At 27.4% G+C, this 24,493-nt stretch carries 16 protein-coding genes; all 16 read left to right on the top strand.

Going from position 1 to position 24,493, the window contains the following annotated elements; translation table 11 throughout:
• Window positions 1-156: 156 nt before the first annotated feature.
• On the top strand, window positions 157-1,833 hold the full coding sequence (locus LOS86_RS06715; protein ID WP_231843846.1) for an AIPR family protein: 1,677 nt from the start codon (window positions 157-159) through the stop codon (window positions 1,831-1,833).
• A 100-nt stretch (window positions 1,834-1,933) separates the two neighbouring features.
• Window positions 1,934-2,947, top strand: coding sequence for a hypothetical protein (locus LOS86_RS06710; protein ID WP_231843845.1), 1,014 nt, complete (start codon window positions 1,934-1,936; stop codon window positions 2,945-2,947).
• Window positions 2,948-2,959: 12 nt separating this feature from the next.
• Window positions 2,960-4,492, top strand: coding sequence for a hypothetical protein (locus tag LOS86_RS06705; protein ID WP_231843844.1), 1,533 nt, complete (start codon window positions 2,960-2,962; stop codon window positions 4,490-4,492).
• Between the two features lie 166 nt (window positions 4,493-4,658).
• On the top strand, window positions 4,659-8,372 hold the full coding sequence (locus tag LOS86_RS06700; protein ID WP_231843843.1) for a nucleotide exchange factor GrpE: 3,714 nt from the start codon (window positions 4,659-4,661) through the stop codon (window positions 8,370-8,372).
• 65 nt (window positions 8,373-8,437) lie between these two features.
• Window positions 8,438-9,805, top strand: a complete 1,368-nt coding sequence (locus tag LOS86_RS06695) for a hypothetical protein (protein WP_231843842.1) — start codon at window positions 8,438-8,440, stop codon at window positions 9,803-9,805.
• 3 nt (window positions 9,806-9,808) lie between these two features.
• Complete coding sequence (locus tag LOS86_RS06690) at window positions 9,809-10,444, top strand: hypothetical protein (protein ID WP_231843841.1); 636 nt, start codon at window positions 9,809-9,811, stop codon at window positions 10,442-10,444.
• A gap of 647 nt (window positions 10,445-11,091) precedes the next feature.
• Window positions 11,092-11,742, top strand: a complete 651-nt coding sequence (locus tag LOS86_RS06685; protein ID WP_231843840.1) for a hypothetical protein — start codon at window positions 11,092-11,094, stop codon at window positions 11,740-11,742.
• A 171-nt stretch (window positions 11,743-11,913) separates the two neighbouring features.
• Window positions 11,914-12,516, top strand: a complete 603-nt coding sequence (locus LOS86_RS06680) for a DUF6088 family protein (RefSeq protein WP_231843839.1) — start codon at window positions 11,914-11,916, stop codon at window positions 12,514-12,516.
• Window position 12,517: 1 nt separating this feature from the next.
• Window positions 12,518-13,516: a nucleotidyl transferase AbiEii/AbiGii toxin family protein gene (locus tag LOS86_RS06675; protein ID WP_231843838.1), complete on the top strand. Its 999-nt coding sequence runs from the start codon at window positions 12,518-12,520 to the stop codon at window positions 13,514-13,516.
• A 20-nt stretch (window positions 13,517-13,536) separates the two neighbouring features.
• Window positions 13,537-14,850: an ABC-three component system protein gene (locus tag LOS86_RS06670; protein ID WP_231843837.1), complete on the top strand. Its 1,314-nt coding sequence runs from the start codon at window positions 13,537-13,539 to the stop codon at window positions 14,848-14,850.
• Complete coding sequence (locus tag LOS86_RS06665) at window positions 14,834-15,529, top strand: ABC-three component system middle component 1 (protein ID WP_231843836.1); 696 nt, start codon at window positions 14,834-14,836, stop codon at window positions 15,527-15,529. The genes LOS86_RS06670 and LOS86_RS06665 overlap by 17 nt, the downstream gene beginning before the upstream one ends.
• Window positions 15,519-17,843, top strand: coding sequence for an AAA family ATPase (locus tag LOS86_RS06660; protein ID WP_231843835.1), 2,325 nt, complete (start codon window positions 15,519-15,521; stop codon window positions 17,841-17,843). The genes LOS86_RS06665 and LOS86_RS06660 overlap by 11 nt, the downstream gene beginning before the upstream one ends.
• Window positions 17,836-20,166, top strand: a complete 2,331-nt coding sequence (locus LOS86_RS06655; RefSeq protein WP_231843834.1) for an nSTAND3 domain-containing NTPase — start codon at window positions 17,836-17,838, stop codon at window positions 20,164-20,166. The genes LOS86_RS06660 and LOS86_RS06655 overlap by 8 nt, the downstream gene beginning before the upstream one ends.
• A gap of 24 nt (window positions 20,167-20,190) precedes the next feature.
• Entirely contained in the window at window positions 20,191-21,789 is a 1,599-nt protein-coding gene (locus tag LOS86_RS06650) for a hypothetical protein (protein WP_231843833.1), read from the top strand.
• 55 nt (window positions 21,790-21,844) lie between these two features.
• On the top strand, window positions 21,845-22,804 hold the full coding sequence (locus tag LOS86_RS06645) for a hypothetical protein (protein ID WP_231843832.1): 960 nt from the start codon (window positions 21,845-21,847) through the stop codon (window positions 22,802-22,804).
• 1,261 nt (window positions 22,805-24,065) lie between these two features.
• Window positions 24,066-24,488: a DUF6943 family protein gene (locus tag LOS86_RS06640; RefSeq protein ID WP_231843831.1), complete on the top strand. Its 423-nt coding sequence runs from the start codon at window positions 24,066-24,068 to the stop codon at window positions 24,486-24,488.
• Window positions 24,489-24,493: the final 5 nt, after the last annotated feature.

The raw sequence follows: 24,493 nt of genomic DNA, 5'->3' as shown, positions 1-24,493 counted from the left end.
GTAGTTTTACAACTAAAACAAGGTTTGTCGTGCAAACTTGGAGATTTAAGCCTTTATTCAGGTTTAGTACAGGCGGACAGTTTTTACTTCGAAACCCACCCGAACGCAAAGCACAAACCGTAAACAATCACCATAAAATAACTGACAAAACAATATATGAGTAAACTAATTGTAAACAGAATTAAGAATTATCTTGACAAAACGTTCAAGGGTAAAATTGACATATCTGATTTAAACCCTAAAATATCAGAAGAAGACAAGGAAAAAAATTTTCTATCTAGAGCATTATCTGCATACTCTTTGACTATTGAAGCTATTGCTGATGTAGAAACCGCCGCCCTGTCAATTACTGACGGTTTTGACGACAATGGAATAGATGCAATTTATTTCGATAGATCTGCAAAAACTCTTTGGTTGGTTCAGTCAAAATTTATAGATAATGGTAAAGGAGGAATTGACAATGGCGATGTAGAAAAATTCACTAAAGGTGTAAAAAAATTAATTGATGCTGACTTTTCTAGATTTAATAAAAAAATAAACGACAGAAAAGATGAAATTCTTGAAGCATTAGACGATGCTACAGTAAAAATTCAAATACTATTCGCATATACTGGAAAACAACTTTCAACTCATAATTGGGATTCTGTAAATGATCTCTTAGAAGAACAAAATGATACTGAAGAAGTTTTGTTTTTTACAGACTTTAATATTGATAAAGTTTACAAAGGCTTAGAAATAGGTGCTGGTGTAGCACCAATAAATGAAGATATTACTATCTCAAATTGGGGTCATATTGAAGAACCTTTTAAATCTTATTATGGACAAATAACAGGAACTGATTTAGGAATCCTATGGGAAAAATACGGAAGAAGGCTTTTTACTGAAAATATTAGAAATTTTTTAGGATCATCAACAGTAAATGATGAAATTATTAAAACAATTAAAACAGAACCTGACAACTTTATTTACTTTAACAACGGGATAACTATTTTGTGTGAAAACATAAAAAAGAAACTTCTTGGTGGTTCTGACAAATCAATTGGTGCTTTTACTTGCAATGGTATTTCTGTTGTTAATGGTGCACAAACTCTTGGTTCTATTGGTTCGCTTCACACAACCAATCCTGACGAATTAGGCAAGGTTAAAGTTACAGTAAAATTTATTTCACTTGAAGATAGTCCGGTGGGCTTTGGTCAGAGAATAACAGTTGCAACAAATACTCAAAACAAAGTAGAGAAAAAAGATTTTGTTTCACTTGATACAGAGCAAGCAAGAATTAAAATTGAACTTAAACTTGAAAACATTGAGTATCACTATAAGCGAACTAATGAAAAAGTTGTTGCAGATGAAAATAATTTCTTATTAGAAGAAGTAGGATTTTGTCTTGCATCTTTATTTGATAATGTTGATTATTCAACTATGGTTAAAAAAGAATCAGGAAAATTGTGGGAGGATGTCACAAAACAACCATATACAGACTTATTTAACCAAAACACTTCTGCACAAAAAATAATTAAGGCATTAAAGATATACAGATATGTTTCAAAAAAAATGGACGAATTGGCTTGGCAAACTGACGGAAGAGAAAGAAGTATATTTCGTTATGGAAATTCATTTGTTACTCATATAATTTGTCAAAAAATTAATAAAAGTATCTGGGCGGACAGTTACCCTAATTTTGATGACTTTTTCAATAGTACCTTGCCTGCACTTACAGATAAATACACAGAACAACTAAAAAATACTATTGAAACTGAATATCCTGACTCAATGATTGTTTATGTTCTTAGAAACTACAATAAATGCAGACACTTAAAAACACTAATGATATAAAGAATATCAAACCGATAATAACGGATACTGAACAATTGTTCAGACATCCAAAATATTCGTCATTTATAACATACTTGTAATAACCTTTTTATAAAAACTTATGGAAATACTAAAAATTCAAATTTTCAAAATTGATATTGATGAAGAAGAAGTTAGCAATATTGATTCAAAAACTTACGGAGAAGAATTAGATAATTATCTTTTAGAGTTATTCGAAACAATAATTTCAGGTAGTAGTGGAAGACAATTTAAATTTGAAAGAAAAACAACTGAGGTTAGAAGTCAAATAACCAATATTAACAATGGTCAAGATTTTAACAATTGTTCTAAAGTAATATCTGAAAGGTTACTTAAAGTTGAAGTAGATGCTCAAAAGAAGATGGATAAACTAAAAGTAACAATTCAAAAAGGTATATTCGTTCAAGCACAAATATCTGAAGATAAAAATAATAAATTCATAATTTGTAAAGCTGATCATAATGAATTCTTAAACGAAGTGGATTTTACTCTTTCAAAAGGTCTGCCAACAAAAAAGAAAGCTTTCAAAGCTTTTGTTTGTGATTTAAATGATGACGATTCTGATTCAGGCATATTAGTTTATGATACGAATCCAAGCGATACTAAATATTGGTGGAAAGAACTTTTAGAATTAGAAATGATAATAACAGATGAAGACAATACTGAAAATGCTTTTGGAGCAATCGACAATGTAATCACAAAAAATATAAAAGAAAAATACCCACAAGATTATACACACATAAGAAATTCAGTAGTTCGATACTTTCGTGCAACTGAACGTTTTGAAATGCAACACTTTTTAGATAATGCAATTGGCAATTATCTACCCGAAAATCATGACTTAGATGTGGATGGCATTAAATCAAAGATTAAAGAATTACCAGCTAAAAAGAGAGCCCCCTTTGATAATCAATTCAATATTATTAAAGAAAAAGTAAAAGCAAAATTCCTTAACAAAATAAAACTAACGCCAGAAATAGATCTAAATATTAAAGGTGATTATGCCGATAACACTATTATTGCCGAAATAAAAGATGGTGAAAAATATATAAGTATAAAATCAGAAGAAGGTTACAAATATTTCAAAAAAAATTAAAAATAAACATCAATGAAATTTTATGACAGATTTCTAAATGCATTTTTCTCTGAAATTTCACCAATTCAAGAAAAGGAATCTTATAAAGTATTTGAAGCAAGTTTTGTTGCAAAAAAGTATAATGAAAAGCCTATCCCTGCAATTATAGAATTAATATCATTTCTACAAAGTAGAGATAACTTACATATTTCAATACAATTTGGTGATAGAGATACAAACGTATTCAAGAGCAGTAATACTTCATCAATCGAGGAATACAAACAATTACTCGATAATGAAGCAAAATTTCTTGAAGATGAAGAAATAAATATTGTTTTAACAATCAATAAAGTCTTTCAAGATTCAAAATGCACAATTTATGATTTAGAAACATTTACTTGTTCATTAAATAAGCTTAATACTTTCGAATTTATCAGTAGTTATTCAAAACTTTTTGAATTATCTAATAATATTAATTTTGAAGTTTTTAATCAAATAAATAGTTTTTATTCAAAAACTATTTCATTTTATTCTTTAAACTCCAATCATGAAAATGATGCTTTTGAAAACCGTAATGAAATAATTGAAAACTTTAAAAGTATTTGTCATTTCAGTCAAAGTGATAAATTAAGACTCATACCAAATGATTTTTATCTAAATAAAGTAGACGAATCATTAGTAAAACTTAATGAAATATTTAAAAAATACTCAACTATTCTTTCTATTATTTATTTATTTGATATTACAAATCTGAACGAAAACAAGTTCGAATATAAAATAAATGGTTATAAAAGTATTAAAGGGATAATAGAGTTAAATCAAATAGATTTTAATAAAATTGAAGAATACTTTGAAATCTATAAATGGGTATATAATGGAGGAAATTTAAATGATAAGATTGGGCTTGCACGAAATATTATATCACTTCATTTTTTAAAAAAAGGAGAATTAGAGATACAAGGAAATCCTTTTCAAGCGATTCAATCTAGTTATAAAGTTTACGAAAAGCAGAATATTAAACAATATATAGAGATTAGAAATAAAATTTCTGATCAATTAATTGATTTTAATAATAGAGCAAATAAAATTATCGAAACATTTGCAAGCGGATTTCAGAAAAGTTCTTTGGCTCTAATTAGTTTTTACATTTCTGCCATAGCAATTAAAGTTCTTGGGAAAGGAGAATTTACAAGTATATTTTCAGTTGACGCATCAATCCTTTCATTATCATTTTTATTAGGATCTTTAATTTATTTTTGGGTTTCTCGATGGGAATTAAAAGAACAACGAAAGAGATTTGTTAGTAGCTATAACAATCTAAAAATTAGATACACAGATTTATTAGATAAAGATGATATAAACCGAATTTTAAATAATGATAAAGAGTTCAATGAGGATGTAGAATTCATTGATAAAAAAAAGAGGATTTATAGCATAATGTGGATTGCAATTGTATCAATTCTTGGATTAACAACAATTTTCCTATTTATTTGTTATAATCTTAATCAAATATTTGAAACCTATTTATTTAGGTTACTATTTGGAAATTCATGTGATTGCAATTAGAAAGTTTATTCTAACAGCCGTGGCTTTTGCAAAATTCAAGTTCTCATTTTTTTAATTAAGCATTGTAAAAACACGTAGTGAATTACGTGTTTTTACCTATTAAATAAAAAAACATTGGTAATTACATTTGAAGTAATAATATAAGTCATTAATTAATACTCAAATTATGTCAACCAGTAACAGTCCACAAACTTTATTCAGATTTGTAAGCCTTAGAAATCCAAATCTTGTAGAAACAAACAGAGACAACTTCAAATTTATTCAACGTCCTGATAAAATGGAAGGGGTTTTCGACCAAGTAACCACTACCCAAAATCAAGCGCGCTACAATGCCCTATTAGAGGCGGCAATTACTTTTGAACCCAATGCAATAAAAAATATTGAGGAATTACAATCTGGTATTTTTAAAAACCTAGCCAAAATAGGAAAATCAATTTCTAAACAAGAAACACTTACAACCGAAGAATTAGAGATTTGTAAAAAAGACTATGATAGCATTAATGCAACTCCCGATAAAATTAAAAACATTTGGGATAACTTCATTTATCAATATATCACACAAAAGGATTTTTATATAAAGGAAGAATTAGCCTATATTTTAAAAGCTTTACATGTTGGTTATGTACAAACGTTGAATGCTACTGTTGAACGTAAAAAAATCAATGGTGGGACAGATTTTGTTACATCTGCATTAAATGCCATAATTATAATTCCTTCAGCAATTTTCAACAAAAATATAGCTAATTCAAATGCCAAATCTACAGCTAATTCTCAAACTATTTCTGAAAAAAATAGTGTTCTTTTAAATTTAAAATCTGACATAATTGAAAAGGAACAAAATAGCATCATAGAAAAAGAAGGTTTAACCCAACTCAAAATTGAATTACAAAATTTAAGAAATAATTACAGTAAAAATTATGAAAAGGCATTAAAAGAAGCGCAAGAAAAGTACAATACAGAATTTGGCGCAACAATACAGGCATATTTCAATCAATTGGAATATATTAATAAATTAGAAGAAGATAAAGCTCCTGAAGAAGAAATTATAAAGGCATATGAAGAATTGGAGAAATATGAAACGCCTAATTTTGAATTTAATTATAAAAAAGAATTAAATTGGGACGACATTATAAAAAATTTAAACAAAGAAAATTTAGCTTATTTTTTAGAATACTTTACCAATGAAAATTACAAAAATGAAATTGACCTTGAGAATGCCAAATTAAGCGTTATTAGTGAAGATGAATTAGATATTGATGGTTTTACATTTACTTTTAAAAATGATAGCTATGATGAAATTTTTAATGAAATAGAAAGTAAAAATTCCACAATTAGTCAAAGAGTATTAAGTGATGCAACGCTAACTCAAGACGAATTCACAAATGTTGGAGGGGTTCTAATCCCAGTTTCTAATAACACAAGTGTTATAAGTACCAATCTACCTCATCTTTCTTATGTTTTAAGAGCTGTTCTTCAAAGATCATGGTTTGTAACGAATCGATATGTTTCATTTCAAGTAAATGTTGAAAATACATCATGGTCTGTTAGTCATGCTGTTGTTACTGCTACAACAAATAGTGGCATTCAAACTCAAACGATAAATAGTATTCAGGTTCTTAATAATAGTATTTCTTTTCCTCAAATATTGCGAAACCTATTCAATACAATAAGTAATTTGAAGTTTCAAATATTTTTTACAAATGGTAGAGAAACAACACTTAATTTACCAACAGATAATAACCAATTTATTCCAGATAGTAAAACTTCATTCACAGCAACAGGAATGTTAATATTAAAACCAATTAGTGTTGGTGAACCTGTAGACACACTACCTAACGAAAATGAGTCTCCTATACTTGGCAAACATTATGGTTTAAAAAGACTCGGTGTTGCTGAATACATGAAAGTAGTACAAACTGTTCATGCTTATGTACCTGGTGAAGTTTCAAATATCGAAAATGTAATGGCGAGTGAGTTAAGACATAAATCAATAAGCGAACTTACTCGTACAGAAGATACTATCACTACGAACAAAACACAAGAAGTTGAGAAAATTTCGGATACTACAAAAGTGAACCGTTCAGAAATGCAAACGGAAGTAGCTAAAGAAATTGACAGACAAACAACTTTCAATGCTCATGCTAATTTTACTTATGACGCTAAAGCATATAGAATGGAAATTGGAACAGCCTTTGCTACAACAAACTCACAGCATATAAGCAACAGGCAAGCCGTTACTAAATCGCAAGAAATTACAGAGAGAGCGCTGGAGAGAGTCCAAACAAAAATTTCTGAGGAAAGAATTAGTAAAATTATTAATGAAGTAAGTTTAACCAATGTTCATGAGTATGATAATCGCGGTAAAGTAACTGAAACTGATAATCCAGACGCAGCAAGACCACAACATATTACAGGTGTTTATAGATGGGTAGATAAAAAAATGAAAAACCAAATCTATAATTATGGTAAACGTACTATGTTTGAGTTCATGATTCCTGAACCTGCAAGATTGCATAGAATTGCTACTGCCATAGCAGGAAATACTTTAGTTGCACCAACAGATCCAAGAAAAGCGGATGCTCTATACAAAATGCCTAATGCTACTTCTGCAACAAAGGAACTTTTAGAATATTGGGCAAATGTTTATGGTGTTAATTTAACAGAAGAGCCAAAAAATAAAGAACAAATATTAAATGCAAATGGTTCTCCAAAAAGTGAAGGCACAGGAGTGTTTTTTGATTCTAATCTAGAGATTTTAGAAAATTATGAGGCTAAATCTGCAATGTTAAATTGGCACTTTACAAAACAAAGAAATCGTTCAGGTTTTTGGGAGGGGAACTATGTATTAACCGCACATTTTAATTTATCTAATTTAAAAGGTCAATTTCTTTATTTTAATACAAAAGACTCTTCAAAAAATGGTAGTACTCCAATTAGTGGTTTAAGTCTGTCAGAGGTCTTTAATTATAAAGTTCATGGAAGAAATATTGGGAGTTTTAATATAGAAATAAAACTACAATGCCAGCCTAAAGCTTCATTTTATCACGCTTGGAAACAAGAAAATTTCAATTTAATTATTGAAGCTTATACAAATGCTTTAAATGCGTACAAAGAAGAGGTAGCAGCAATTGAAGCAGAACAAAAAGCCAAACAAGAAGAACAAAAAGATACAATGGGCAATTTTTACCGTATCATCGAAGGTGATGTTTTAAAACATAACTGTATTGCTTATTTACTTCAAAATTATCTTTCTGGAATTGGTGAAGACTTTGACTATGACAATGAAGGGGTTAAAATGGATGAATTTAAAGTTTATTTAGGTGAAAATCTTGATAAATATACTTCGACTGCTAAGTTTTTAGAGCAAGCCTTTGAGTGGAGTATTAAAGATTATACCTTCTACCCTTACTTTTGGGCAGAAAGAAGCCAATGGCAAGAACTTTATTTAACCGAAAATGTAGATCCTTTATTTAGAAGTTTCTTACAAGCGGGAATGGCACGTGTAATTGTTACTGTTCGACCTGGTTTTGAAGAAGCGGTACAATATTTCTTAGAAACAGGAAAAGTTTGGATGGGTGGAGAAAGTCCAGTAATTGGTGACCCATTATACATGAGTATAGCGGCAGAAATGATAGAGCCAACCGGAATAAAACAAGGTAAATATTGGATTAATAGAATACCTACTACCCTAACCATTTTACAGGCGCATTCTACAGGACTAAATGTTGACCCTAATCAACCTTTACCAATATTCCCAGAAACTGAACCTGAAAATTGTGAAAATCCTGATGAACTTGAAACCACAACATCTTTCACATTACAAGAAGATGCTCGCATTATTGGAACAGGCACAAGCGATACAACTTTGTATCCTAATTAAGTAATTAACAAAAGGTGGTGTAATTCACCACCTTTTTATTTTTTAATATAGATTAAAATGAATTCATGAAAAATCCAGAAATAAGTAAAGTTGATAGGTTAGGATTAAAAACTGAACAAAATAATATTAATTCTGATGATGATATTAATATTATTAACGGTTATTGGAGTTCAGATAAAAATGGTATGCAACCAATCACTAAAGCTAATTTAGATGAGTTAGTTTATTTTAACATCAAAACATCAAGGAAGTTTGAAGGTAAAGAAATTAAACTAAAGCTTTTTGAAGACGATGGTGATTTAAGAAAACCTGATGAAAAATTTCCAGCAATATCAAATGATAAAAAAAATCTAATTAAAAGGGAATATATCAAAACTGTAAAAATTAAAAATCAGAAAGCAACAATAGAAATATCACTATTAAATATATGGGATAGTATCTTAGATAAAGATTTTGGATTTGAAATAGAGTTATATTGGGTTGCTTATCAAAAAGATTTTTTATTTCTAGGTGAACGATTATATAGTACACTAAATGTTAGTAGGTCATTAAGATATATTTATTTAAATACACCAATTGATGGATATAGTCTACCTGAACTATTAACTTCAATGGGTGAAACAATAATTTTTGCAATAGGTGATGCATCAAAAGTAAATGATTTAGTTACTGAAAAACTTGATGATGCACGTTTTTTTATTGGTTGTCGAACACTAAAACAAGGTAATCTGGTTACCAATAGTTTAGATATAATTAAAAGAGAAAAATCTAGATTATATCAATATCATATTTACAATAATGAAGGTACAAATGTAAATATAATTAAAGCTTCAAATTTTGGATTTAAAAATAAATACGTAAATAATGGTAAAGTTGTAACTACAAAAGGAATTAGTCAAATTGATTATTTTACAAATAATGGTGTTCTTAACAATACCTTAAAATTAAGTAAGGAAATTATAAATATTTGGGATTTTACTTCTTTAACTGATATAATGTTTAAAGATGGATTTGGGACAATTCCTAACCCTACTCCAGTAGGTTGGGCTGTAGATATTCTAACTCAGTTTGTTATTATTCCGCATTTTAATGAAATTATATCTGAATTAAAAAAAGCGGCTTTTGTAGACTTTGAAAAAGCAAAACAAAAAGGGTTAAAAGCATGTATTGAATATATTGATAAATCTACACTTATTAGAAAAGATTTTTTAAAAATGAAACACATTGCCGTTTCAACCAAAACATTAAATAAATTATTAAAAGGAGATTTTCTAACTATTGATAATTTAATTAAATTTAGAGATCAAAATTCAATTTCAACTTCTGAATGGATTCATACAATATTTTATAGAGAAGAAAAAGATAATTATAGAGAAGACCCTAGAATAATAATTGAATGTATCTTTATTGCTGATAAATTAACCAAACTTTAAACTATGAAATTTTTCTTAAAAATAGTAATAATCTTATTATCATCAGTTTTGATTAGTTGTAACGGAAGAGTAAAAAATTTTAATACAATTTTAGATGAAGAGGCAGATGACTCGATAATAACTGTAAATGAATTACCAAATAAAGATGTACTGTTAACTTCGCATTTAGATACGGATGCTTTGTTATTATATATTCCTTATGAAATAGAAATTAAGCAACAAAAAAATGAAATAATTTCAGGTATAACATCACATATATACGCTAATGCAGAAGGAGGAACTCCGTCACAAATTCCTATTTTCAACATAAAAACTTTTGAACTTTTACAACCAGATTATTTTGAAGAAAATCCTAATCTAAACAAAGTTATTGAATATAGGCTTCTCAAATTTTATCCTAAAAGAGATACTATTGCAAAATCATTAATAAAAGAGTTGGAAATTATTAAGGCAAATTGCAAAGAAAGCAACAAATATTTTAATGATACAATACGCTATAAGAGTATTAAAGAATTTGAAGCTGAACATCAAAATATCTATAAAGAGACCTATGAACATAAAGAACTTAAAGTAAATTTACTGATAAAAAAAGATACAACTTACAGAGAATTTACAAAAATTTATACTTTTAAATATTAAGCAATTATTCCATTTCGTTAAAAAAGACCTTATAAGCTTAAAAAAAATATAACCTACTAAAGTCAGAACAATTAATTGACAAATTCGAATGATAACATTATCATGGGTAAATTATATCAATTAGAAAAAAGAAATGATGAATTGTATCCTAATTATTTTTGTAGGATTTGAGACCAAAGAAAAATTACATAAACATAGTAAGACCGTTGAAGCTGAGATAGAGTAATATTATGGAAATCTCCCATAAATTAAAATGGGAATTAATGACATCAGAAGAACAAGCACAAAAAATAGAGACGGTTCGGAAAGTAATGACAAAGACAATTAAGAAGAGTCAAAAAAGAGATATTTGATACCATTTAAAACACAATTAAGAAAGAAGGTGGGTTTATTATCTGGTACTAACCATTAAATCAAGAGAGGCTTCTTATATTATTTCTAATTTTTAATTACACCCCCCCCCTACAGAATTTATTTTACTAAACTGGAGAAAATTCATTCTCTCTTATTAATTTTCATTAAACCATGATAATTTTATCTATCTAAAATTACGTATTTATACTTAATTAGAAAAAAATAGAAAAATACTACTTTTGAAATAGTACTACTCTTAGTAGATTTTAGTAAATGCATTTAAAAAATTAACAATGGGATTTCACATCATAAACATAGATAATAATGAACTCGTTCACCAATATGCAAAAAATGACTATGAATTAGCAGTTTTAGATATTAGAGAGGATACTATCATTTACCAAGGTGAATCACATTGGATACCTGAAAAAGTTATAGACTCAAAAAAATATGCAATTTGGGCTAACGATTGGTATAGGGCTGGCATAAAAGCTCAAGAAATCTTCAAAAAACAAGCAAAAAAAAATAATCTAATCTTAGAAGAACTTTTCCAAGACCAAGAAAGTTTTAAATCCTATACAGAAACAGCAAAAAAAGTTCCAATAAAAAGAGGTGACTTCTTAATCCGAAATATTAGAAATTTAGAAATAGACGTAAAGTGCAGAAAATTTTATGAGGCAAATGGTCAATTAGTTTTTAATTTTAAAGTCCAACACTATTACATGCATAAAAATATGATGGATTTTACAAAAACACCAATCATAATTGCGGTATATGAAAACATCGATAACATACCAAATTCCAATAATTTAAGAATGTTTTCAATTGAATGGATTCAAGAAAATAAATTAAATATTCAAAATTTTAAAAATATTGGAAAGTGTTTTCAAATTCCAGTAAAAGAAACTTTTGAAGGTTTTGAATTATTAGAACGCTATAGGTAACCAATTAAAAATAAGTTTACTGTTAAAAGAATAAACATGTAAAATCTAAATTTAACCTTTGCTTTATGTTCTTTCTTCTTATTACAGATATTTATATTTGATAAAGAAATATAAATTCATTTTGTCCCTTTTTTTTACTAAATTTGGGACAACCATTTAACCACTAACACCATGTATTCTATTCATAACCAAATAGAAAAAAAAATTGAATCCTTAAAAAAGGGAAGTATTTTATTCATTTCAGATTTCATAGAATTTGGAACAACTGAAAACATAAAAAAAGTAATGCAAAGACTAGAAAAAAAAGAAGTCATAACTCGATTAGCACACGGTATTTATCTTTATCCAAAAAAAGATAAAGTACTTGGTACGCTATTTCCTTCAACAGAAGAAATAGCTTTAGCTATTGCCAAAAGAGATAAAGCAAGAATTATTTCTACAGGTGTACAAGCATTACAACAATTGGGTTTATCCACACAAGTACCTATGAACGTGGTCTATTTGACCGATGGAGCACCAAGAAAAATTAAAGTAGGTAAAAGAACCATCACATTCAAAAAAACCACTCCTAAAAATCTGACTATTAAAGATAAAAAACTGAACATCGTAATTCAAGCATTAAAAGAGTTAGGCAAAGAAAATGTAGATGAAAATGCGAAACAAAAAATTAAGAAAGTATTGCAACAAATGACGATTGAGAGTATAAAAGAAGATAGTGTTGCAGCACCAACATGGATTAGAAATACAATCCTTGAATTAATAAATAAAGACTAATATGAACGAGTGGCTAAAACTATCCGAAAAGAGACGACTTGAAATACTAAACCAAGTCAATAATCAAACAGGACTTCCTACAGATGCAATTGAAAAAGATTGGTGGGTAACCATTACGTTAAAAGCCATATTTTCATCAAAATTTGCACAACATTTAGTTTTCAAAGGTGGCACATCTCTAAGCAAAGCTTATAACTTAATAGAACGTTTCTCAGAGGATATTGACTTATCAATTGATAGAACAATCTTAGGATTTGAGGGTGAATTATCAAAAACACAAATAAAAAAACTTCGTAAAGCTTCAGGTAATTTTATAGTCGGAGAATTTAAAGAAGAATTGATTTCAGAACTAGAAAAGCTGGGAGTAAATAAAGAAAATTATAATTTAATCTTTGATGATGAAATAGATGATACTAGTGATCCGCATCGTATAGAATTAGAATACAAGTCAATCGTTGAACAAGGAGAATACATTCCGCAAAGAGTTATCATTGAATTAGGAGCAAGAGCTTTACTAGAACCAAACGAACAGAAAACAATTCAATCAATTATTGGTCAGATTTATCCAGAACAAGTTTTTACCATTCAACCATTTGAAGTAATTGTTGTAGTGCCAACTAAAACCTTTTTAGAAAAAATAATGTTGCTGCATGAAGAATTTCTTAAGCCAATTGAAAACATAAGACATTACAGAATGTCAAGACATCTTTACGATATAGAAAAACTAATGGACCACGATTATGGAAAAGAAGCAATAAAAAATAAAGAGCTATTCGAAACACTAGTCCAACACCGAAGTAAATACACACCTATAAGAGGAATTTCTTATGATTTACACACACCACAAACAATAAATTTTATTCCACCAGCAGAAGTAACTGAACTTTGGAAAAAAGACTACCAAGCCATGCAGGAATTTATGATTTATGGAGAAACATTGGAGTTTGAAGAATTGATTGGTAAATTAAAAAATCTAAATGAAATATTTAGAGCTAAATAATTTAAAATAAAAAATAATTTATGATTCAACTAATAAATCCTAATGATATTCATTCAGCAGCTGATACTTGGAATGGATTTATATATCAAGGTAAAGTTGCTTTATATCATGTATTAAAATTAATAAACGAAAAAGATAGTGTTGATGGATTGCATTTACAGCTTGATTCATTAGAAGATTTTGCGATAATACGATATGAAAATAACGAACCCAAACCAATAACGCTACATCAAGTAAAGGCTGTCAAAAGCCATTATTATTCAAGATATAAAGAAGCTTTTGAAAAATTAGAACAAAGGAAAGACAATTTCCCTTGTGATGATGAAGCCTATTTTCATTTAGCAATAGAGAATGAAGAAACTAAAGCAGATATTGAAGCTAAGCATGCAAAGCTTAAAATTTATGAGTATGATGGTAATCCTTATTGTAAAATTGAAGAGTTGCAAGACAAAATAAAAGTTAAAGCTAGCAATTGTTTGAATAAATTAGGATTAATACATTTATCAAATGATAATTACTTGGAAATTTTATGTAATGAACTAGAATCTTTAATAACCAATAATATTGTTTTAATTCATGCCCAAAATCATTCACCAAACGGAGATTCAATAAATAAATCTGCATATTATAGTACAATTTCATTGAATAGATTTAGAGATATTCTTATCGCTGACTTAACAAGTATTCAGCAAGATAAAAACTATTTTATTAAGAAACTTAAGATTGACTTAAACAGATATTACCAAGAATTTTGCCTTGAACACGAGGATGAAATTGATAATGATGCTCAAATTAAACTACATCAATATTTGGTATATTTTAATAGTTTGAATAATCTACAATTTGAGGGATTTCTGCAAAAAATAATGCCTCATAGACATGTAAAATTTTCAACACTTCAAGAATACAAAGATAATTCCCTGCTAATAAATGAAGTGAAAACTGCTTTTTTAAGTATCCTTCATGGGATTAGAAGTCCAGATGAAATAAATAAAATAGGTTGGACAGATAGTCAAAGTAAAAAATATTTTCCTTCAAGTATAATTGTTTCAAATTCATCTGCAAGTAAACAAAATATTTCAATAGATATACTAAACACTGCATTAGATACACTGATTGAAGTGCCTTTTAATTCAGATTATGTAATTACAGAAGGATGTAATGTGTCATCTATTATTGAAGAAGCAAATAAATCAACTAGAATAAACCAATCGGATATTGACATTTTAAATAATTCAACTTCTTCTGAATATGATAAAATTACAAAATGGAAAAAGATTTCATTAATTGATTTAGAACAAGCAAAACAAAAACTAAATGAAAACAATAATTAACAGCATATTTTCTCAATTAGGACTTATTAATACTGAATTGGAAATAGGTTCTTTTTATTCATTTGATGATATTAATAAAAAATCTTATTGGTTAATAATAGAAACAGATAACCTAATTAATGTTATTGAAAATCAGGTGAATTATTTTGAAGAAGCAAAAAAAATAATAAATAATGAATGGTTTGATAAGAATGTAAATTTATTAATCTTACACAGAGTTGAAAATTTTGAAAATTTTCAAAGTTTGGTTTTGGAGATTGAGGAAGACCCATATTTGTTCAAAAAGCAAATTGTTTTATATAATGATTCTGAAGTAGAAAAGTTAAATCAAGCACTAGTGCAGCAACAACAAAATATTAAAGGTTTTATTGAAAATAAAATTTTAGAGGAAGAAGTATTTAAAAAACATAAAGAGAATATCAATAATAACGATTATGAATCACTTCTTTATCGTCTAGTTCATAAAATCCCATTAATAAACCTCAATATTGTCCAAGAAAATGGATTAGATGCTTTAACTGATAATAATAGACAGAAAATTGAAAGTGGTTCATTTGGAAGCCTAAACAATTTAATTGATCAAAACTTTTTCAATAGAGATGTTGAAAATATTGATGAAATGAACGCAGATATTATATATGACATTTTATTACCAACATTGAATTCAGATGAAAATTAAAAAAATAGAAATCCATAATTTTAAAGTTTTTCAAAATATAATTATCGATTTTGAATCTTCAGATTTAATAGTTTTTGATGGTCCTAATGGATTTGGAAAAACATCAATTTATGATGCAATAGAATTATTATTTACGGGTAAAATAAGACGATTTGATGACTTAAAAGGTAGATTAATTGATGGCAGAGAAAGTTTTTCCGAACATCCATTTCTATGCGATTACGCTGTTGGTGATATATCGATAAAAATTGAATTTCTAAAAGATGATTCAACACATATCTTAGAGAGAGCTGCGAATAGAGACGAATTAACAAATTCAGTAGATTTTAGTTTCTATAAACTATACTTTAAAAACGAATTTACATCTGATGAAAAAAGTTTAATTCAAAATGAAGAGGAATATTTAAACCAAATTCTAGGTTCAAATTATAAACAGAATTTTCAGTTTTTAAATTATATTGAACAAGAGGACAGTTTGTTTTTATTAAAAAGCCAAGACAAAAATAGAAAGCAACATATATCTCACTTATTTAATGTTTATGAATTTGAAAATAAAATTAGTAAAATTGATAAGTTAAAAAATAAAATTAGTGGATTATGTAACGGTGACAAAAAAGATGAAATTGACAATTTAAAGGATTCAATAAAAAAAATTGAAGATTTTTTAGCATCAGAATTTAATAATACAGAGTACATAAAATTATTTTCTGATAGAGAAATTAATTGGGATTTAGAAGATTTTAATTATAAGAATATCAGCTATGAAAATCTTTTTAATGAAGACGGAACCATTACCAGATTAAAAAAATTAATTGAAAACAAGGGATTATTTAGAAGTTATATTCGAAATGAAAAGATTAGTAGTATAATTTTAGATACAGAAGGAATTGAAAGCTTCTTACTTTATTATAAATTTCTTCCACAAAGAGAAGCTTTAAGAATTCAAAAAAATGAATACTTAAGCATCAATAAAATTATTGATACTCTAACAGAATTTTCCATTGATAATATTAAAGATGATTCATTTGTATTTGAACTTGAAGACTTTGATTTTATTGAGGAGGTTTTAATTTCAAATTTAAATCAAGGGCATGAATCACTTAAAGTTAAATTCAAAGAGTTAGATGAATTAGAAAGTATTTATTCTAAAATAAAAGAATCTAGAGAAAAATTAGTTGATAATATTAAAAACCTAAAAGAAGCGGAGGATATAGAAACAACTGGTACTTGTTTTTTATGTGGCTATGATTGGGACAATATTGATGATTTATTAGAAAAGATAGAAATTCAATCAGTTAATTTGGAGGGAATTACTTCATCAAAAAGTAGAATTTTTAATGAGGAATTAATTAATTTTAAGGAAGATGTTATACTTCCAATTATAGAAATTTTAAATCAAAAAATCACTGAACTTAAAGTTGATATAATCTTTATAAATAAGTTTTTATCAATTGATGAAACTTTTTTTATTAAAGTAAAAAAGGAACTTGAAAATATTGATTTTGATTTTAAAGATTATTTGAACGAGACATTAAGCAGTGAAAGTGTAATTGATATAGAAAATATTACTCCAATATTAAATTCACTCAAATTAGAAATAGAATTAGATAGTGTTGAAACATATTTTAAAGAGTTTTTTACTCAGTATTTCGATAATAAGTTTGATTTATTGAATTCTATGGAAATAGAAAATTTAATCAAAAAAGAAAATTATTTAAAGTATAAATATTCATTATTACAAAACGAAACTCTAGATAAAAACAAACAAGAGTTACATAACAAAGAAAGTAAATTCAATAATGCGAAAACATTAGAAGATAATTTGAAAAATCTGAATAGCATCTATAAAAAATCTCTAAAAGAATATCAGAAAAAAGTAATAAAAGACATTGAAATTATTTTTCATATATACTCAGGAAGAATTATGCAGGATTTTCAAGGAGGTTTAGGATTATTTATTTATTCTGATAAAGATGGTATAAGATTTCAAACTAATCCATCCAAAACTTTTGATGCAGTTTTCTCTATGAGTTCCGGTCAACTATCAGCATTGATTATTTCTTTTACTCTAGCATTGCATAAAAAGTATTCTCAAAACAAGATTATTTTGATTGATGACCCAGTTCAAACTATGGATGAAATCAATATTGCAGGATTCATAGAATTACTAAGAAATGAATTTTATTCAAATCAATTAATAATTTCAACCCATGAGGATATGGCTTCAGCATATATGAGGTATAAATTCAAAAATTATGGTTTGGCACAAAAAAGGATTAATTTAAAATCTTATTCCGTAAATCACAATGGCTAATTACGATTTTTCAACTTTAAATGATAGAGACTTAGAGGAATTGACAAGAGATTTACTTTCAAAAGTACTGAATGTAAATTTTCAGTCATTCAAACCAGGAAAAGATAAAGGTATTGATTTAAGATATTCAACAGTAAATGATGAAAATGAAATAGTAGTTCAAGTTAAACATTACTTAGGTTCTGGTATCTCAAAATTAAAGTTAGATTTAAGTAATAACGAAACTCAAAAAGTAGTTACTTTAAAACCTAAAAGATATATATTCTGTACTTCATTACCATTATCTCCACAAGACAAGGAAGATATTAAAAACATTTTCAATCCTTATATACACTCTACATCAGATGTTATAGGCAAAGAAGACCTAAATAAATGGTTAGATGATTATCCTGAAATTCAAGAAAGACATTTTAAACTTTGGCTGTCGTCAATTGATATAATTAAAAAAATAGTCAAAAATGGTATCAAAGGAAGATCAGAATTTTATAAAGAAAAAATAATAAAAGAAATTACAGTATATGTCCCAAATAAGACACACAGTGAAGCAGTAAGTGCTCTAAACAAAAATCATTTCATATTAGTTACTGGTGCTCCAGGTATTGGAAAATCAACATTAGCCAATATGCTAACTTATCAATTTTTAGCTGAAGATTTTGAATTAGTATATGTTAGGGAAATTACTGAAGCAGAAGAAGCTTTTTCTCCTGAAAAGAAACAAATATTTTATTTTGATGACTTTTTAGGTGCAATTACTTTGGATTTATATAGTTCAAGGAATGCCGATTCTGCAATTGTGAATTTTATTGAGAGAGTAAGAGATGATAAACATAAAAGATTAATATTAACTTGTCGAACAACAATTTTAAATCAGGCAAAAAATATTTCTGATAAAATTGAAAATTCTAACATTGATATTTCAAATTATGAAGTTAGAATTGAAAACTACACAAATTGGGATAAAGCAAGAATTTTGTATAATCACATATATCTTTCTGATTTATCAGATGAACAAAAGTTAATTTATTTTCAGAATGATTTTCATTGGAAAGTAATTAAGCATCGATACTATAATCCTAGATTAATCCAAGGTATCACTAATAAAAGTAATCTAGTTGATACAGAGTATTCAGAAAAATTTGTTTTAGAAATACTAAATGATCCAAATAAAATATGGGAAAAGCCATTTAATATACAGATTTCAAATGTTTCCAGATTGTTGCTACTTACGATGTACTCATTAAGTGGTGGAATTTATTATGTCACAGATGAAAGACTAAAAGAAGCTTTTAATAGTAGAATAAACCACGAAGTTGTTTATAATAATTATCAAAAAAATGGAAATGAATATAATTTTGCTTTAAAAGAATTAGTAGGTGCTTTCATTATTAGAACTATTGACAAAAATGACACTAGATATAGTTTTTTTAATCCATCAATAGATGACTTTATTTTTACATACTTTCAAAATTCTAATGAAGAATATTTACAACTACTTAAATCATCTGTATACTTCGAGCAATTCAAATATCGAATAGCAACTACAGTAGTTAAAGGTGAAAAAAGAATAAGCTTTTCTAATAAAAATAGCAGAAAAAAATTATACGACACATTTAGCGAAAAGAAAGATTTTCTTAAGGGATTTCATAGTAATGCTAGCCTAAACATTATATCTATTCTTATTAGATTATTTAGCAAAAGTGAAATTGAAGTAGAATTATTAAAGAGAATAAATGATTTAGATATTAGTTATTTAAGTTGGGAAGATAGAGATAATTTAATAGAAATTTTAAAATATATAGCTGAAAACAACCTAATTAAAGAAATCAATAATTTACCAAATTTAATTAAAGCACTTTCTAAAGACATACCATCTCATTATCTTATTAAAACTTTTTCAAATCTAATCAAGTCAAATATATGCTATACTGATTTTATTAGTGAATCAAAAATAAAAAACAACGAATATTATAATGAAATACAGAAAAACATTGATATTTCCTGGGAAAAACTTTCAAATGATTATATGACAGATGCTTATGGGATTGATAACACTTTAGAGATTGATGAATTGGATGATATCTTAAATAAAAGAAAACAAGAAGCTATTCAAATTAATATTGATATTGGATTAGATGCATCTGAAGCAATTATTGAATATGAATTTGATACTTCATCTCAAATTGAATTTAACAAAGAAAAAAGTAAAGATAAAGATGTAAAAATTCAGTCATTTAAAGAAAATACTAGAGATGAAGTTTTAGAAATAAATCGACTATTTAACTCAATTAGTAAAGGTGGAAATTTATTTATGGCTCCTTTTTAATCTTGCAATTTAAAATAATATATTATGCTTGATTTTTATTTTAATGATATAGTGAGTTGGTTAAAGTCTGATAAAAGAATATCAAATTGGACTACTATATATAAACAATGGGAAGATAACAATTCTCGTGAATATTTATATTGTCTTTTATTTCCTGAAAAATTAATTAAAGAATTTATAAAGCATCCGACTTGGAGTTTAAACATTACAAATTTACAACCTAATTATGTTCATTATTCAGAAAATAAGTCTAAGTATTACAGATGGGGAATTGAGTCAAAATATGAACCTCTAGTTTATCAACAATTCTATAACAACATTTATCCCACAAAATATGAATTGATTGAAGAAATTCAGCAGTTTTTCAATTTATATTTTGATAATAAAACTAATACTTATGTTGGTATTGATATAGCTTCCGAGGAGAGTGAAGTAGTTAAAATTATAAAAAAAGGAGATAAAATTGAGTTTAAAATAAGAACACATTTTTTAAGGCAATTTCTTTATGCAAAAAAACTAGTTTTAGGTTTTCAATTGGATTATTTTAGAAAATTAGATAAAACATTAGCAGAACAAAACCTTAATGAAAATATGTTTTTTGATGAGTTTACTCAACATTACAATTTTAGTATCTGCTTTAAAGATTACTGTCTAAAAGATAAAGATTACAGTGATTCTAGATTGTTAGGAAAAGCTATTCTTCGCGGTTATGAAAGTCAAAATATTCAAACAGATTATGATAAATTTAATTCAGAAAAATGTGAGGATTTTATAGTAGATATAAACAAAGATAGTGGAAATTTTATTTATGAAAACTGTAATAAAAGTGAATTTAAAAAATCTGAATATCATTTTTACACACCAGTATTTTTTAAAAGAGAAGTTTTATTAAAATATTACAATAGCCCTAATTTATATGCAATTGATGATGGTTTTATAAACATGAAAGGCTCTTGGAGATTAAGCATAGACAATAACAATTATGACTTTATAGTTGTCTACTTAGGTGATTTGAGAATATTATCTCACTCCGAGCAATTATATTGGAAAAGTTTTAATATTGAACCTCAATCAGAAATAAATAAACGCAGATTTAGTATTGACTTTCTGTCTTCATATTATGATCCTGAAATAGAAGATTTAAAATTTAAAAATGAATTTACAAGTCTAAATAAATTGTGGCTAAAAAAGTTTGGCTTTTACCTTATTTCTGAATTTGATAAGGATGATATTCATTGTTTTAAGACTATTAGACTTCCTCTAAAAAATGAACCTTGTGAATTAGATATTCTAATTTTGAATTTATGTAAGGTTTTAATTGACTATTTAAACATAAAAGAAATAAATAAGCGCTTAAATTCCGAACAAAAAGACCTAAGATCAATAGATAAATTTGAAATATTTCTTAAATTGAACCAATTTGATAACCTCGAAAAAGTTATTTCATTTTATAAAACATTGCAAAAATTAAGATCAACAGGTTCTGCACATCGTAAAAATTCAGATTACAAAAAGGTACTAAACAATTTAGGCTATAAAGATTTCGATGAAAAGGAAATTTTTAAAGCAATATTGAATACAGCTTTAGTCTCATTAAAAATTTTGATTAACAATTTAAAGTAATTTCTACTTTGCTTTTAAATAATAAAAAATGAAAAGTGTATTGCCGTCTAAAGAAATGCCTCACTTGGTTATATTGGGAGCTGGGGCAAGTTTAGCTTCATTTCCAAATGGAGATAAACATGGTAGAAAGCTTCCTCTAATGAACTCGTTAGTAGAAAAACTGGATTTATATAATCACATACCAGATAAATTCGAAGGATTAATTACTGATTTTGAAAAATTATATAGCAATATTTCTAATGATGATTCATTATTATCTGTTAAAAAAATTATTGATAAAAAAGTCTATGAATATTTTTATGAAATGAATATTCCAAATAAGCCAACATTGTATGATTACTTAATTTTATCTCTAAGAAAAAAAGATTTGATTGCTACATTTAATTGGAATCCTTTATTACTTAAAACGATGAGAAGGCATTCTAAAATAGTAAACCTACCAAATGTTGCTTTTCTACATGGAAATGTTGCTGTCGGTGTATGTAAATACTGTAATTTAAAAGGTTATAAATATAATAATATCTGTCATCATTGTAATAGGCCTTATGATGATATGAGATTATTATTTCCAGTTGAAAATAAAAATTATAGTGCTGATAAAACAATTAATGATGAATGGGAAATGTTAAGACATTACTTCGAAATTTCATTATATGTTACAATTTTTGGATATAGTGCACCCAATTCAGATATCGATGCAAAAAAACTAATGCTTGATGCATCTATGAAAAATAGATCTCGTGAATTTTATGAATTAGAAATCATAGACATAAAACCTGAAGAAGAAGTTGAAGAAACGTGGCACGATTTCATACATAGTCACCATTATTCTGTAATAGATAATTTTAAAGAAAGTTATTTGTGGCATCATCCAAGAAGAAGTACAGATGCCTTTTTTGATGCCTATTTAATGAACAGTCCTTGGGATGATAACCCTTTTCCAGAATTTAACGATATATACGAAATGCATCAATGGATTGAACCTCTTATACGTGAAGAAAATAAAAAACTATAACCCACTCCTTCCCATCACTCCAAAAGTTTTTGTATGCCAGTAGTTTATCATTCCAATAGATAAATAGTACAAAGCAACAAAAACTTTTCCCAAAGCTTAGTTACATAATGTGGCATTATAGTGCATAAAGAACTATGTTGCAAATAAAAAAAAATCAGATGCACTATAATAACATTATGTAAAAAAGCCGCTCACCCAACGCGCTTGCCAGTGGCTCCAGGACAACATTTTTTGCAGCTCCCATCGCATCACCCTGCTACAAAAAACACCGTCCTTCGCCACTGTCTTTAACAACGTTCACCATTTCATAGGAATATAATCGGTTACCATCGCTTTTATAAACGTTCACGGTAACTGTTTTTATCAGCTTTGTGTTTAAATAGGTAGTATTTGCATTGCTTTTGTAAGTAATAAAATGGCTTTTAATTTCAGTTAATTTGCCAATGGTAAAAGCCATTTTATTACCCACAAAACCAAAATCCCAGCAAGCGTATCATTTTTTTTTGCTAAAACAATCCCAGTAAATTGCTTTCACGATGGATAGATGCCTCAAGTTTCCAAAAAACTGATTACTAAAAACTGTGCACTGAACACTAATAAAAGGCATCTATCCATCATAATAGCAATAGCAAAACCCTAGTAAGCAAATAAAAATAATACCCTTGCCCGCCCTACTGCCCCATCGCACTCGGTAGTATTTGCATTGTTTTTTGAAAATGCCTCCCATTTCCATTAGACTTTGACTGCAAACTGAAAACTGCGACTGTTAACTGACTAATCAGGCATCCTCAAAAATCAAATCCCACAAAGCATGTGGTTTTCTTTTTTTTAAATTTTCAAAAGTACTTATTGTGAAATCGAGCGTAGTCGAGGTCGCCTTATGTAAAAAAGAAAACCACACCCTTTGAAGACTTACCCATTTCAAAACATAAAAAAAACATTTTTACAAAAAAAAAAAAAAGAAACCAAAGGTTTGTTCCAGGCATTCAAAAAAGCAAGTTCAAGCCTTCGGTTCCGGATAAAATCTCCACCCTCACATTTCCAGCCCGACATTTCACTTTTTACTTATTACTAATGACTCATAAGGGTAGTATTTTACCCGAAAAACTTGCTTTTTTGAAACCCTCCACAAGGCAAAGTGGCTTTCTTTTTTTCCTTTTTCTTTTGCAAAAATGTGTGTGAGGCATCTTGGCTTATTGTTCACATTTCGTGGAACCGAAACTGGAATACGAAGGAAGTTAACGCTTTAAATCCTTGTATTATGCAAAATTACATCATCAAATCTCACAAAGTAGGCACAAGCTACAACAAACCTCATTTCTTTATTTTAAACAAAGGAATGAACAGCGGAAAACCTCAAAATGAAGCATTCACAAACAGCTTTGTAATCATATTTGACAATGAAAAAGATTGTGAAAATATCTTTTGGGTTGCTTATAGTTTATGGAAATCAAAATTTTGGCACCAACATTTAGTAGGTTCTGTAATTTCATTTTTACGACTACCTGATTTTAAAAAAGAATTCTTCTCAAAATCAGCACAATTAATGGAAGAATATGAGGTACATATAAAACATGTGGAAGCTTTAAAATTACTAGCTCAAAAAGAAAAACAATTTCACGAAAATTTAATTTTAATCAATGATTTAAGAAGAGTTATTTCACATAGATATGTCAATAAATAGTTTTT

Source organism: Flavobacterium cyclinae, from assembly GCF_021172145.1.
Lineage (GTDB): Bacteria > Bacteroidota > Bacteroidia > Flavobacteriales > Flavobacteriaceae > Flavobacterium > Flavobacterium cyclinae.
Note: the sequence above shows the minus strand (reverse complement) of the source record. Positions and strands in the feature narration are given on the sequence as shown.

Bases quoted from the DNA above. Each gene is read 5' to 3' on its own strand.
- LOS86_RS06715 (WP_231843846.1), top strand. From the start codon at position 157: ATGAGTAAACTAATTGTAAACAGAATTAAGAATTATCTTGACAAAACG.
- LOS86_RS06710 (WP_231843845.1), top strand. From the start codon at position 1,934: ATGGAAATACTAAAAATTCAAATTTTCAAAATTGATATTGATGAAGAA.
- LOS86_RS06705 (WP_231843844.1), top strand. From the start codon at position 2,960: ATGAAATTTTATGACAGATTTCTAAATGCATTTTTCTCTGAAATTTCA.
- LOS86_RS06700 (WP_231843843.1), top strand. From the start codon at position 4,659: ATGTCAACCAGTAACAGTCCACAAACTTTATTCAGATTTGTAAGCCTT.
- LOS86_RS06695 (WP_231843842.1), top strand. From the start codon at position 8,438: ATGAAAAATCCAGAAATAAGTAAAGTTGATAGGTTAGGATTAAAAACT.
- LOS86_RS06690 (WP_231843841.1), top strand. From the start codon at position 9,809: ATGAAATTTTTCTTAAAAATAGTAATAATCTTATTATCATCAGTTTTG.
- LOS86_RS06685 (WP_231843840.1), top strand. From the start codon at position 11,092: ATGGGATTTCACATCATAAACATAGATAATAATGAACTCGTTCACCAA.
- LOS86_RS06680 (WP_231843839.1), top strand. From the start codon at position 11,914: ATGTATTCTATTCATAACCAAATAGAAAAAAAAATTGAATCCTTAAAA.
- LOS86_RS06675 (WP_231843838.1), top strand. From the start codon at position 12,518: ATGAACGAGTGGCTAAAACTATCCGAAAAGAGACGACTTGAAATACTA.
- LOS86_RS06670 (WP_231843837.1), top strand. From the start codon at position 13,537: ATGATTCAACTAATAAATCCTAATGATATTCATTCAGCAGCTGATACT.
- LOS86_RS06665 (WP_231843836.1), top strand. From the start codon at position 14,834: ATGAAAACAATAATTAACAGCATATTTTCTCAATTAGGACTTATTAAT.
- LOS86_RS06660 (WP_231843835.1), top strand. From the start codon at position 15,519: ATGAAAATTAAAAAAATAGAAATCCATAATTTTAAAGTTTTTCAAAAT.
- LOS86_RS06655 (WP_231843834.1), top strand. From the start codon at position 17,836: ATGGCTAATTACGATTTTTCAACTTTAAATGATAGAGACTTAGAGGAA.
- LOS86_RS06650 (WP_231843833.1), top strand. From the start codon at position 20,191: ATGCTTGATTTTTATTTTAATGATATAGTGAGTTGGTTAAAGTCTGAT.
- LOS86_RS06645 (WP_231843832.1), top strand. From the start codon at position 21,845: ATGCCTCACTTGGTTATATTGGGAGCTGGGGCAAGTTTAGCTTCATTT.
- LOS86_RS06640 (WP_231843831.1), top strand. From the start codon at position 24,066: ATGCAAAATTACATCATCAAATCTCACAAAGTAGGCACAAGCTACAAC.